Source organism: Bradyrhizobium sp. CCBAU 53421 (assembly GCF_015291625.1).
Lineage (GTDB): Bacteria > Pseudomonadota > Alphaproteobacteria > Rhizobiales > Xanthobacteraceae > Bradyrhizobium.
Window position 1 is genome coordinate 5866242 of sequence record NZ_CP030047.1, and the last position, 13701, is coordinate 5879942.

Genomic DNA, 13701 nt, shown 5'->3' on the forward strand with positions numbered 1-13701 from the left:
AGGAAACGACCATGCTGAACGTCAACAAGGACACCATCACCGACCACGTGATCGCCGCGCTCTCGAGCGACATTCCGGATCGCAACCGTCAGATCATGACGAGCCTGATCCGCCACATGCACGCGTTCTGCAAGGAGGTCGACCTGACCTTCGCCGAATGGTTTGCGGCTTGCGAATTCCTGCGCCGCGCCGGCGACATCTCGGACGAGAAGCGCAACGAGTTCATCCTGATCGCCGACATCCTCGGCGTCGAGGTGCTGGTCGACATGCTCGACCACCGCGTCACCGACGGTGAGAGCGAATCCACCGTGCTCGGGCCGTTCTACCGGGAGAACCCGCCAGTGCTTCCCAAGGGCGCTTCCATCATCAAGAAGACGTTCGACAACGCGCAGACCGTCAAGGTCTCGGGCCGCATCAGCGACACCGCGGGCCGGCCGATCGAGGGCGTCACCATCGACGTCTGGGAAGACGCGCCGAACGGGCTCTATGACCTGCAAGACCCCGAGCAGCCGGCGTATAATCTGCGCGGCCGGTTCACCACCGATGCCAATGGCGAATATGCCTTCGTGGCGCTGCGTCCCGAGCCCTACCCGATCCCCTATGACGGCGCCGGCGGCGAGCTGCTGAAGTACATGGGTCACCATCCCTGGCGCCCGGGCCACATCCACTTCATGCTCTCGAAGGACGGCTATCAGTCGCTGATCTCGCAGATCTACGATTCCGAAACCAAGTATCTCGACAACGACTCGGTGTTCGCCGTGAAGCAGAGCTTGATCGGCAAGTTCGCCAAGGCACCGGCCGGCGCCGACACCGATCTCGTTCTCGATTTCGATTTCAAGCTCAAGAAGGCAGCGGTCGAGCGCCTCGTCGCGGCCGAATAATACGCACCATGCCCTGCCAGGCGCGCAAAGCCTGGCAGGGTTCACCTGGAACTGACCTGCGAGGACAAATGAGCCGTGCCGTGATCGAAATCGCCGAGCCCGTGGAGCAAGTGCGGAGTGTCGCGAGAGACACTGCAATCCGCAGCATCCGCGCCACCATCGTCGAGGCGCCGACCCGCCGGCGGCACAAGCTCTCGAACACCGAAGTCACGCATCAGGGCTACGTGCTGGTGCGCGTCCTGCTGGATAACGGCATAACCGGAATCGGCGAAGCCTCGACGCTCGGTGGACCGCGCTGGGCCGAGGAGAGCGTGGAATCGATCAAGGCTGCGGTCACGAACTATCTGGCGCCGGCGCTGCTCGGACAGCCTGCCCTCGCCTTCGAAGCCAATGCCTTGCGCATGAGCAAGGCCGCGACCCGCAATTTCGCGGCCAAGGGCGCGATCGAATCCGCCCTGCTCGACGCCGCCGGCAAGACGCTCGGCCTCCCGGCCAGCGCCTTGCTCGGCGGCGCGGTGCGCCAGCGCATGGAGGTGATCTGGGCGCTGGCCTCGGGCGACAGCGGCCAGGAGCTCGAGGAAGCCAAGGAGAAGCTGCGCCGCCGCGAGCACCGCCAGTTCAAGATCAAGTTCGGCTTCAACCGCCCGCAGGCCGATCTGAAGCGGCTGCAGACGTTGCGCACAGGGCTCGGCGACGACGTCCGCCTGATCGTCGATGTCAACCAGGCCTGGACCGAGGCCGAATGCATCCGCTTCATGCCCGCGCTGGAGGAGCTGGACGTCGCGCTGGTCGAACAGCCGGTGTCGGCGCTGCAGCTGGACACCATGGCGCGTGTCGCGGCGCGCACATCCATCCCGTTGCTTGTCGACGAAGCGGCCTTCACCAAGGAGGAGATCGCCCGCGTCGCCACGATGGGGTGCGGCAGCGTCTATTCGCTGAAGCTCGTGAAGAGCGGCGGCCTGTTTGAAATGAAGCGAGCCGCCGCAGTCGCCGGTGCGCACGGCCTCGAGCTCTATGGCGGCTGCCTGCTGGAGAGCAGCATCGGCGCGGCCGCGCACCTCGCCGCATTCGCCACCCTGCCGAGGCTCGAATGGGGCACCGAACATTTCGGCCCGCGAATCCTCGTGGAGGACCTCGTCGTCAACCCGATCAGATTCGACGAGTTCGAGATCTGCCTGCCCGACGGCCCAGGTCTCGGCGTCGAGATCGACGAGGACAAGATCCGCGCCTTCACCCGGAAGGACTAGCAGACGGCGTCGTTCCCGCGGACAATTGACAATCCCGGGACCCACGCCCAGTCTTTGCGCTGCAACCATCTCGATCGTGCGCCGATGACCACGCGATATCAAATCCGGCCAGCCGTCCCGGCCGCTTCCCCGGAAGCGCGCAAACAAGCGTCCGGTCGATCGTGACCGATCGCGACGACGTCATGGACCTCAGGCGACTGGTCTACTTCGTCGCCGTCGCCGAGGAATTGCATTTCGGCCGTGCCGCATCGCGGCTCGCGATCGCCCAGCCGCCGCTCAGCCGGCAGATTGCGCAGCTGGAGAGCGATCTCGGGGTCATGCTGATCGACCGGAGCCGGAGCCAGATCCGGCTGACCCAGGCCGGCAACGTTCTGCTGGAACGTGCACGCGACGTGCTGGAGCGGCTCGACCGGACGCACCGCGAGATCAAGCGGATCGGAGAGGGCTTTTCGGGGCACCTGCGCGTCGCCTTCGTCGGATCGGCAACCTATGGCGTGCTGCCCAACGTGATCAAGGCGTTTCGCTCGGCCTATCCCGACGTCGAGCTCGCGCTGTCGGCGATGAACAACGCCGAGCAGAAGCGCGCGGTGATCCAGCGCGAGATCGATATCGCGGTCGCCCGGCCCTCGCTCGACGACGAGGAATTGAAGTCGGAGCCGCTGCTGCAGGAGCCGCTGATCCTCGCGCTGTCCGACACCTCGCCGCTGCTCGAACAGCAGGTCACGCTTCTGTCGGCGCTCAAGGCCGAGACATTCATCCTCTATCCGCGCAAGCCGCGCCCGAGCTTCGCCGACCACATCCTCAATATCTGCCTCGAAGAAGGCTTCATTCCGAAATCGCAGGTGCTGGCGCAGGATTATCAGACCGCGATCAGCCTGGTGTCGGTTGGCGTCGGCATCGCGCTGGTGCCGAAATCAGTCTCGCAGGCGGAACGCCCCGGCGTCGCCTATCGCGCCTATGAGGGACACAACCCGGGCACCGCGCTGTCGCTGAACTACCGGCGCGACAACCGGATGCCGCATTTGTTCAATTTCCTGAAGGTCGCGCAGGACGTCACGCGGCGGCAGCGCAAGCAATAACCCGCTATCAGGCCGCGACCGACGCCAGCGGGCGATCGTCAACGCGTGCGACCGCATCGCGCAGCACGTCGATCCCGGCGCCCGGCCGCACGCCGTTCTCCGCAAGGTGCCTGCGGAACGCGCGCGCACCGGGGACGCCGTGGAAGGCGCCGACGAAGTGGCGCGTGATCGAATGCAGCCGCGTGCCCTCGGCCAGTTGCCGCTCGATATAGGGCAGCATCGCCGCGAACACGTCCTTCATCGTGGCGTACGGCTGCGTTTCACCGAACAGCTCGGAATCGACTGTGAGCAGCCGCCACGGCTCCTGATAGGCCGCCCGCCCCAACATCACGCCGTCGACACGCGTCAGATGCTGCTTCGCTTCGGCGAGGCTCGTGATCCCGCCGTTGATGATGATGGGCACGTCCGGCAGCGCCGCCTTGAGGCGATAGACCCGATCATAGTCGAGCGGCGGGATGTCACGGTTCTCCTTCGGCGACAATCCGTTGAGCCAGGCCTTGCGCGCATGCACCACGAGCACATCCGCGCCGGCGGCAATCACGCCGCGCGCCAGCGTATCAAGCGCGACCTCCGGATCCTGGTCGTCGATGCCGATCCGGCACTTCACGGTGACGGGAATCTTCACCGCGCGCTTCATCGCCGCAACGCCTTCGGCGACCAGCGCGGGCTCCGCCATCAGGCAGGCGCCGAAGCGGCCGTCCTTCACCCGATCGGAAGGACAGCCGACATTGAGATTGATCTCGTCATAGCGGCAATCCTCGCCGATCTGCGCAGCGGTCGCGAGATCGCGCGGATCGGAACCGCCGAGTTGCAACGCCACCGGATGCTCGCTGGCATCGAAGCCGAGCAGCCGCGCCCGATCGCCGTGGATCACCGCGCCCGTCGTCAGCATCTCCGTATAAAGCCGCGCCCGCCGCGACATCAGGCGATGGAAGACCCGGCAATGCCGGTCAGTCCAGTCCATCATCGGGGCCACGGAAAAGCGATAGTCTTGCGATTCCAATGATTTACTCTATTGTCTCAATGGGGTGGAACAAGAACGCGTGCCTCCCAAACTAGCCAAAATTGCACACGCTTGTAACCGCTTTGACCTGTCGGTGCACACATAGCGCACACGATTTGGGGAGTGCACACGACCGTTGCCACCGCCAAGAGCGCGGCAAACAGAATGACGCGCATTGCTGGAAACGAACGCATCGAAGCCCGCCATTAGAAATTATCGGCCAATGCAGAAAATTTACATGCGAGCGACATGACGTAAACAAAGAAATCGCGGCCAGCGAATAGCGGAGGTTGCAATCGCATCCGTCAGCGCGTGGAAACCAGGTGGTCAATGACCAGGCGACGGCGGAGCGCGAGGCGCTCCGCACTCAATCGCGTCAGCAGCCTCAGAGAGCTCTTCAACGCCGTAGTGACGGATGAAAATGCCAGGTATGACCCTCACCACGACGGCTCGCCGGACAGTTACGCGTCGACTGTGCACGTCCAGAATGCGCTCGGGCCCTGGGTCGATCAAAACCTGGAGCGCCAATATTGCCATTGCAGCCGAGCGGATCAGCCCTAAACTGGTGCTTCCCCGGCATGCGTTTCCGACGGGTAGTACGGCGGAGTAGGAACTATGCCCAAACCGCAAAGCTTCCCAATCGAGAAGATCTACGTTCCCGTGAAAAGGAAGAAGGAAATCAAGCCTCAAGTCGTCGAGGAGATCGCCGGGAGTATTCTGGAAATCGGACAACAAGCTCCCATTCTCGTCAGGCCCGACGAAGACCGCTTCGTTCTGGTCGAGGGGCTTCAGCGGCTCGAAGCTTGCAAGGCGCTCGGAGAGACGACGATTGTCGGTATCGTGGTCTCGGCAGAGCTTGCTCAGCAAAGAACACTGTTGCCCGAGGGACCCGAAGCAGATGCAGTACGCGACAACATGGCGCGGCTGAAAAAGCTGCGTCTTGAGAAGGAAGCTGCAGAGACATCGATTGGCAACTTGAGCAAGACGGAACCGGAGCGAACCCGTTCGGCAAGGAGTGCGCGTGACAATCCAGGGACCGCGCCAAGCCGGGCCTCAGGACCTACACCGAAAAAGACGCTGTCAGAATGGATCACGCAGCAAAAGCGCGACGGCGGCCGTTATTAACCGCCCCGGTCCTGCATCCAAACGTCATCTTTCCGACCATGGATTTTTCTTGATCTCTCGTGCACACGCCGGGCCTTCGCCACGGCAATGAACATCGCTCTGGCGTTACCATTCGAATCGCGTGCCGACCCCGACGGATGTCGAGCCCTTCGCATCCACATCCGACTCGACGCGGATGTGGCGCGTCACGTCGACATTGGCCGACACTCCTGACTGGCTGGCGCTGGCGCCCGTCCGCACCCCTACGCTTAACCTGTCGCCGATCGCGCGCGAGGCGCCGACCATCGGACCACCCGCCCCGGCGCCCACGTCCAGATTGTCGACCCCAAGCGAGCGACGCATACGGTCCACCGTTCCCTCGCCACCGCTTGCGAACTGAGCTGCGGCCCCTGCGAGCTGCACGGCCTGCGAGGTCGTCAGGCTGCCCGAAGCTTTCTGAAAGAGAATGCGCGACAGGATCTCGTCCTGTGGCAACTCGGGCTGCGAGTGGAAGGCGAACACCGGCGCGGCCGCCGGGCCCGAGATTGCGACCTGCGCGGTGATGTCAGAAGCCTGTATCTCCGCAGCAAAATCGAGCTCAGGCGCGAGATCTCCGTTGAAGGAGAGATTGCCTTTGGTGAAGGTCAACGTCTTTCCGAGCACCGCCAGCTTGCCCTGATAGAGCGAGAAGGCGCCCTTCGGCACCGGCGCGTTGCTCGTGCCGCCGACACGCACGGAGCCGCCGAGCTCCGCAGCAACGCCGCGACCATGGATGAAGACGTGGTTCGGCGCCGAGACCGTCACGTCGAGCGAGGCGTTGAAGAGCGCCGACCGCCCCTTGCTGCCTTTCGGCGTCTCGGCCTTGCGTGCAGCCGCAAGGCGTGCCGCGGCCTGGCCCGAGGCGTTCACATGGGTGATGCCATCGATCGGCTTGAGCGTCGTAGGTAAGCGGTCCGGAATATCGACATTGACGCGGATCAAGTCGATGCGACCGGCGATCCGCGGATCGCGCGCCAGGGCGCCTGTGACATCGAGAGCGAGATTGGCCTGAGCGGTTGCCAGCGCGCTGGACGCAAGCGTCGCCCGCTGGCCACGAATCGACACCGTGCCTGGAAAGCCTGCATCGGGGGCGACCCGCACCTGGCCGGAGCCGGACAACGTGCCGCCGTTGGGCGTCACCGCGGCCAAGCGCTCCACGACAATCCGCTCGCCGTCGGCGGTGATCTTCGCCTCGATGCCATCGAGCCGCGTGCCGAGCATGCTGTCGCGGAAGGTCCCTCCACTCATGGTGGCAACACCGCCGATCTGGGGCTTGGCGCGCGTGCCGCCGACACGGGCATCGAGCACGACGCTGCCGGAGACCGTGCGGCCGGAGGCGGAGAGCATCGCGTTGGCGACGGCGGCATCGAGGCGGCCCTTCGCGGTCAGCGCGATCGGACCCCCAGCGTCGAGCGGCAGCGTGCCCGACGCCGTGATCGTGCCGGCTTTTCCCGCGGCAATTGTGGTGTTCAGGCTCGCACGGCTTCCATCGAGCCGTCCGTCCGCAGCGACGTCGATCGGCGGCAGGCCGGCGCTCCTAGTCTGCGGCGCCGTCAGCTGCTTGACGGCCACCTTGTATTGCCCGACCGGCGCGGCCGCGGAGCCGGCGATCGTGGCTGAGGCGTCAAGCGTCCCGGCGAGCCCCAGACCAGGCATCGCGACATCGGCCTCACCGAGCGGGATCGCGCTTGCCACCGCCTTGAGGTCGAGCGTCTTGCCGGCCTTGCCGTCGGCCGTGAAGCGGCCACTTCCAATGCCGAGCACCAGGTGCTCGATCAGTACCGTTCCATCATCGAGCGTAAAGCCCGCGGCGCCCTGCAGCGCGATCGCCTTGGCGCCGCGCCGCGCAGTGAAGCGATTGAGATCAAACCGCTTCCGCTCCCTGGACGTCAACGCACCCGCGGCATCGAGGTCGAAACCCGCAGCCTTGGCGGAAAGGCCGATCGTGGTCGCATCGACATTGCCTCTGGCCGTCAGCGCGATGCTCGAGACGGTTTGACCGCCGAACTCGGCATCGTTGACCCTGACATCGGCATTGAGCACCGGATGGCTGTAGAGATCGGCGCCATCGGCGTGCAGATCGAAACTACGGATGGCCGTACCGGTGGCCCGAATTCCGGCGCCCTTGCCGACGAGCCGAACCGACTGCCGACCGTCATCGGCCGAAGCGGCAAGGTCGAGCGAGGCCGAACCGGCGAGTTCAGTGAGAACGAGCGGCGAGAGGTCGGCGAGCGCCCCGGCCGCGACGCCAATCTGCCCACGTGCGAAGCTCTGCGCGTCGACTGTCCCTGCCCCCTTCAGGGATACCGAGCCGATCGCAATGTCGAGGGTCTTTGCATTCCATCCGGCAAAGCCGGGAGCTGTGCTATCGTTACCTTCCGACGATCGGCGGCTCACCTGAACAAGCCCGCGCGCCGGCTTGCCGTCGACGGAGCCGTTGAGCCTGGCGTCGACGGCGCAGAGCCCGTTGATGTCGTTGATCGTCGCGGCGAGTTCCAGATGCGGAATCGGGCGCCGCATCGCCGTGGCGCGATCCACCGAAGCGACGAACGAAATGCCGGGATGCGCAAGCCCGCCGGTCAGGCCGACATCGAGAGCTCCCGCGCCGGTGAGGCGCGCATCGGCCGCCGATAGATCTGGCAGGTCCATATGCGCTGACAGGTCGCTCGAGTCGCGCATCACCGTTCCCTTGACGCGAGCCGCGACATGGGCTCCGTCGAGAGACGCGCTGCGGACTGTAAAGCTGTCGTCGCCATCGGCCGAGAGATCGGCGGTGATTGCGAGCCGCGGCCCCACGAGCCCATCGAGCGCCGCAAGTCCCGTCGCGAGCTTTACGCCGGTACCTGACGTTTTGATATCAAGGCTGCCGCGCTGGAGGTTCCCATCGAGATCGAGGCCAAGCGCCACCGAACCCTTGAGCTTCAGCCCCGCGAGGCCGGCGAAGGAGCCGAGGTCGGGCACCGTTGCGGTGGCACGGCCATGCAGGCGATCGGCGCTGACATCACCTGCATAGGTGGCCTGAACCGTGGATGTGCCGATCTCGAATCGCTCGATCCTGACATGGCCGCCCAGGTCGGTGTCGCCGTGCAGCACAAGCGATGCAGTGTCGCCGATCGCGGCCGCCAAACCCGCGTCGCGTGGCGCAATGCCGGAGGCGCGCAGCTTCGCGTCAAGCACGATACGCGTTGCGGGATCGCTGGCTTCGGCACGAGGGACGGCTGTGATGGAAGCATCAAGCGTCTCGACGTCTCCGTCCGGCAGATGAGCCCCCGACAGCGCGAGCTTGACTGATGCCGTGGGCGCCTTGATCGGGCCGCTGACCCGGCTGTCGAAAACGAGGCTACGGATCGAGCCGTGGTCGGTTTCGGTCACGTCGCCGTTGCTCGGCAGGGCGCGGATGGACGCCGCGAAATCCACCACCCTGTCGGCCCCGAGCAGGCCTTTCGCGTCGAGCCGCGCGAGATGGCTCGTGAGCGTCAGCCCATCCAGGGCGACGCTGCCGTCGTCACCAATACGCGTTGTGCTGTCGAGATTGGTTTCACCTGCAAAGACCGGCGCGGCAATCGCCGGGAATAGCGGCCCGAGATGGCTGACGAGGCGCGTTGCCAACACCCGGCCCGCCCCGTTTCGGTCCAGCGTAATCGTGCCGGTCGCATCGATCGTGGGGCCGGCTTGCAACTTCAGAGCACCACGAAAGCTGTCGAGCGTGCCCTGACCACCTAGCGCGAATGTGACTGGCGGCTCGCCTGGCAGATGGCCGAGCTTCGACATGAGTCCGTGGGCTGGCTCGTCAAGCCTGACGTCGAGGTTGAGCGCATTTCCCTGCGGCACGTAGGCGAGAGCGGCCTTGAAGCGGCCCGGGAAATCCCTGCGGATCGCGTCGAGATTGAAGACGAGTCCTTCCGACGGCGAGCCGAGCTCGGTATTGCCGGTCGCCGCGACGCTCAGGGCTTCACCCAGAATGGATTGTCCCAGCGTCATGGCTCGCAGGTCGAAAGCCTTCACCTGCACCTTCACCGGAAGGTCCGGCAGGATCGGCTGGTCGGACTCGGCGACAGGCTGGTCGGACGACAGCGGCTTTCGCTTGATTTCAAGCGTGCCGATCTCGAGACGCTCGATCTCCAGTCGTCCCAGCAGCAGTGCAGTGCGTCGCCAGACGAGCCGTGCCTTGTCAAGCGTCAGCCAGACTCCGTCCTTGTCGGTGATGCTGACGTCGCGGACCGTGGCATCCGAGGACAGCACGCCATCGACGGCGCCGATATGAACCTGGGTTGCCGGGGTTGAGAGCGCTCGCGAGACGAGGCTGGCCAACACGTCCTGCTGGTTCTCCCCGCCTCGGACCGCCATTCCGTAAAGCACGACGCCGAGCACCGCGACAGCGACGAGGCCGAAGGCCGCGACGACGGAACCGACGATGAGCGGTCGTCGGATGCGCATCAGAAAGCTTGCCCAATGCTGACATAGATCGCGTAACGGCTGTCGCCGGGGCGAGGGTTCAGCGGTGTCGCAACATCGAGGCGAATCGGACCGACCGGCGTGAGATAGCGCAAGCCAAGTCCCGCCCCGTAGCCGACATAGTCGTCGAAGCCTGGCAGGGACGATCGGGAGGCGGTGCCAAAGTCGAAGAACGGCACGAGGCCGATGGTGGGCGTGATCCTCACCCGCACTTCGGCGGAGCCCTCGATCAGGCTGCGACCGCCGGTGATTTGACCGAACATCATCGGCGAAATGGTGTTGAAGCCGTAACCGCGCACGGATCCGCCGCCGCCGGCGAAGAAGCGATGCGCATCCGGAATCTCGGCAAGCGGCGCGCCCGCAAGCGAGCCAGCGGCCAACCGGCCCGCCAGAACGTAGTCCGCCTGCTCGTCGAGCGCATAGTAGGCCGATCCCGCGACCCGCGCTTCGAACAGATCGATCGTGGAACCCATCAGCTTCGGATACGCATTGACGGTCGCCGCGAGGCGGACACCACGCGTGGGGTCGAGCGGATTGTCTGTCGTGTCGTACCGCCCGGTTGCGGTGAGGCCGATCAGCGTCGCATCGACCCGCCCCAACACGTCCTGCGATTTTGATTGCTCGACCTGAAGACCGGCCTGCAGCGATGCCGCCTCCGAAAAGCGATGGATCACGCCGAACGTGCCGCGCACCGTATCGTCGGTGTACCCCCCGAGGTCGTTGTTGCCGACACGCTCGCGGAACGCAGTGGCCTCGATCAAAAGATCGTTGGCCGTGCCGAACAGACCCGGCTTGATGAACGTGCCGGTAAATCGTGCGCCGAAATCCGAGGCGCGGAGATTATTGAAGCCGGTGAAGGACGTGCCGTCGATCCGTTGCAGGAGCGAAGCGGACGCTTCGAGCCTCAGGCGCTCGCCGCCGCCGAATATGTTCCGATCCTCGTAATAGCCTGCAATGCCGGGACCATCGACGGTGGAATATTTTGCCGAGAGGCCCACCGCGTGCCGCGGCCTTTCCGTCAAATCGATGAAGACCGGCAGATTGCCATTGGCATCGAGCTTGTCGGCCTCGCGGACGCGAACTCCCCCGATGGCCGGGATCTTTGCGATCGAGGTTTTCGCCAAGGCGAGCCGCTCTGGCGAATAGGGCTCGCCTTCTCTCAGATAGACATGCGTGGCCACCACTCGCGGATCGACGTCTCCGCCCGAGACCGTGACGGCGCCGATACCGGCCTTGGGGCCCGCATCGACCCGCAGCCGAAGGTCCATCGCGGCGGCCGCATGATCGACGGTGGCCTTGACGTCGGCGATCTTCGCAAGCGGATGTCCGTTACTGCGGAACCAGTCAACAAGCTTCACCTGCGCGGCGCGCAGGTCGGCCGAGATCGCCGGCTCGCCGGACCGCAGCGCAAAGGCGCGGCGCGGCAACCCATGCGGCGCCTGGTCGCGCGGGTAGTCCACATCGACGGTGCGCAGCTTGAACAACGGGCCGAGACGCGCAATGACCTTGATGGGAACGACCGCCCGATTGCGAAAGCTATCGGCCCGGCGCGCCGCGGCGGCGAGCCCCACCTCGTCGGGAGACACTGGAACTCCGTCCACCGTGAGATCGATCTGGGCGTTGTAGCGGCCAAGCCCCCAGAGGGCGTCGAGCAGCGGATTGATATCGGCCTGAAGGCGGCGCACGAGACCTTCGCCGTCCGGCGGCGGTTCCTGTCGAAGGCGATAGGTGCCGGAGGCATCGCGCAACATCTGCTCGGCATCGCTCTCGTCCTTGCCATCCGGCGTCTTGGCTTCGATCTCCAGCCGATAGGACAGTGTCGTGGCGCTGACCGGCGGCGGATCGTCGGAACCGAACAGGCCAAAGAAATCCAGCGCGTGAGCCTGTTCGCACAGCGAGCAACCGACCACGGCGACGCAAGCCGAACGCAGAATGCGGCGCGTCGCCGCGATGAAATGCCTTCGCCTCGCCCGCCCCGGCAAAGGTGGCAGACGTCGTCGCACCACGATCTGCTTGATTGTTCCGCTCCGCGCTCGCCTGTTGACACAACCCGAGCCTTTGCAACTCAGATCCGGCGATCCCCTGTCTCCGCGTTCAACAGGCACCACACGCGAAATTGATAGCCATCATGATGGACAATGTAGGGCATTGCCGAAATTGCCTTCGTAGTCCTCAATTGATTGAGCAAAGACCACGACGTTCAAGAAAGCTCCGCGATTCAAATGCACTCCACGAAACATTTTTCTTCACGCTGTGTGCCGCATCCGTTGAGCACCGCGCACGCGTCCTGCGATTGTGGCGTTTGAACGGCATTCCGTACCGAGTTCCCGCTTGCGGCGGAGCATCTACGTCGGAACACGATCGAGAAACTTCAAAGATCGGCGATGCTGGGTACTGACTTTTCGCTGCACAAAGCTGCGCGTCTGCACCAAGCCGCTGGAAATCATCGGCGGGCGTCGGTTGCCATCGAGGTTTCGCCCCCTCACACAGTTCGTTCTTCAGCTCGGCACAATACCGGTAGCAACGGCAATGAATCGTTGGCTTCGTTCAGCTCGTCGTTGCCGCACTTCGCTCGAAGGGTTTGTTTTCTGCGATGAACCTTGCCGCCAGCACGAGAGCGCCCATCGAGAACTCCTTGCCATGCGCGGCGATCATCCGCTCGGAAAGCTCGGCCAGCTCCTTGAAGTACTGATCTTTGCTGTCGGCTTCATTTAGCGATCGAGTAGACGTCATGGTTTCCCTCCTAATGACGCGGAAGACTTTCGCTCCGGCGCGGACCCGCTATTTGAAAATGTGGGAGGGAAACGTAATGATCGCCGCCTCCCCGTTGTCCGAGCCGAATGCAAGATGCTGGCCATCGGCCGACCATCGAAGTGCGTGGACAGCGCCCCCGCCAGGTGGCTTGACGACCAGTTCGTCCGATACCCCGATCTTGGCGACAACCACCATGCCGTCCCCGTAACCTGCCGCGATGAGCCGACCCCCGGCGTGCATATCCACCGTCTCGACGAGTACGAGCCTGGCACGGCCTGTCGCAATGCTGGCCGGCCGCTCGCTGTCGTCCCTGAGACTGGAAATGTCCCACGCGATTATTCGATAAGCTCCGCTCGTGACGAGGACACGGGAGTCCGCGCTCCACGCCAGGGATGAAGTGCTCCCAGGATAGCTGGAAATCCGGACGATCCGGGCATCGGCAAGGCGGATCAAAACGACGCCTGCCCCCAAGATGGATGCGGCCAACCAGCTTCCATCAGGACTCCACGCCAAATTGGAGATTGGGCCGAGCTCGAATGAAGCCACCGGCTCTGGTCGTGCCCCGAAGGCACGAACAAGCAGGCAATCGTCGACTCCCATCGCAAAGCGCCGACCGTCCCTTGATACAGCCAGTGCCGATGCATTCCCGCCAGCGCGCTCCTGGAGCCAGCCAACTTCGCCATTGGGATCGTAAAATACGACCGATCCGCCGGAAGCGGCCAGAATGCCCCCGGCCTGCACCGGGGCGACGAGATCGATTGCGGACCCATGATCCGCTATCAGATGCGTGACGCCGGGTGGCGACACGCCAAGCAGCCGGCCGCGCTCATTTGCGACAAAGCCCGACGGCCCGATCGAGGCGAGATGAAGCGGCGCGTCGCTGATGACCACCTTCGTCAATGGGGGCACCGGTTTCCGCCGCGGCGAGATTGTGGCGCGGCCTCCGTCCAGCGCGATACGACAGCGATCCTCCGGCGGGTCGGTATCGGTCAACGGAGCGATTGCCAGCGCGCCATCGGTGAGCGCAAATGCGACTCCGTCTCCGGCGAAGGCCGTACCGGTGACGGGCGCTCCCACCATCCAGTGCCGTCCGAGCAAATCATAAAGCGCTGCAGTCTCTGCTTCCATCGTGTCCATCG

The 13701-nt window shown here is 64.5% G+C and carries 9 protein-coding genes; 4 read left to right on the plus strand and 5 right to left on the minus strand.

Annotation, left to right across the window (positions count from 1 at the left end; translation table 11 throughout):
- Window positions 1–11: 11 nt before the first annotated feature.
- The 3 genes from XH92_RS28100 to XH92_RS28110 all read left to right on the plus strand — a co-directional run bounded on the left by XH92_RS28100 (window position 12) and on the right by XH92_RS28110 (window position 3207).
- Window positions 12–881, plus strand: coding sequence for an intradiol ring-cleavage dioxygenase (locus tag XH92_RS28100; RefSeq protein ID WP_194455014.1), 870 nt, complete (start codon window positions 12–14; stop codon window positions 879–881).
- A gap of 68 nt (window positions 882–949) precedes the next feature.
- Window positions 950–2128, plus strand: a complete 1179-nt coding sequence (locus tag XH92_RS28105) for a muconate/chloromuconate family cycloisomerase (protein WP_194455015.1) — start codon at window positions 950–952, stop codon at window positions 2126–2128.
- A 161-nt stretch (window positions 2129–2289) separates the two neighbouring features.
- Window positions 2290–3207 carry a LysR family transcriptional regulator gene (locus XH92_RS28110; RefSeq protein ID WP_371817828.1) on the plus strand — a complete coding sequence of 306 codons (918 nt, stop codon included), beginning with the start codon at window positions 2290–2292 and terminating at the stop codon, window positions 3205–3207.
- A 7-nt stretch (window positions 3208–3214) separates the two neighbouring features.
- On the opposite strand, the gene dusA is transcribed toward XH92_RS28110, so the two are convergent.
- Window positions 3215–4174, minus strand: a complete 960-nt coding sequence (dusA, locus tag XH92_RS28115; RefSeq protein WP_246788588.1) for a tRNA dihydrouridine(20/20a) synthase DusA — start codon at window positions 4172–4174, stop codon at window positions 3215–3217.
- 651 nt (window positions 4175–4825) lie between these two features.
- Here dusA and XH92_RS28120 point away from each other — a divergent pair.
- Complete coding sequence (locus XH92_RS28120; protein WP_194455017.1) at window positions 4826–5335, plus strand: ParB N-terminal domain-containing protein; 510 nt, start codon at window positions 4826–4828, stop codon at window positions 5333–5335.
- A gap of 105 nt (window positions 5336–5440) precedes the next feature.
- Here the strand turns inward: XH92_RS28120 and XH92_RS28125 are convergent, their stop codons facing one another.
- The 4 genes from XH92_RS28125 to XH92_RS28140 all read right to left on the minus strand — a co-directional run bounded on the left by XH92_RS28125 (window position 5441) and on the right by XH92_RS28140 (window position 13699).
- A complete protein-coding gene (locus tag XH92_RS28125; protein WP_194455018.1) occupies window positions 5441–9790 on the minus strand; it encodes a translocation/assembly module TamB domain-containing protein in 4350 nt (1449 codons plus the stop codon).
- Window positions 9790–11811, minus strand: a complete 2022-nt coding sequence (locus XH92_RS28130; RefSeq protein ID WP_246787662.1) for an autotransporter assembly complex family protein — start codon at window positions 11809–11811, stop codon at window positions 9790–9792. The genes XH92_RS28125 and XH92_RS28130 overlap by 1 nt, the downstream gene beginning before the upstream one ends.
- Before the next feature lie 544 nt (window positions 11812–12355).
- Window positions 12356–12541 (minus strand): hypothetical protein, encoded by a 186-nt coding sequence (locus XH92_RS28135; protein WP_028345431.1) that lies wholly within the window; start codon window positions 12539–12541, stop codon window positions 12356–12358.
- A 48-nt stretch (window positions 12542–12589) separates the two neighbouring features.
- Window positions 12590–13699: a WD40 repeat domain-containing protein gene (locus XH92_RS28140; protein ID WP_194455019.1), complete on the minus strand. Its 1110-nt coding sequence runs from the start codon at window positions 13697–13699 to the stop codon at window positions 12590–12592.
- Window positions 13700–13701: the final 2 nt, after the last annotated feature.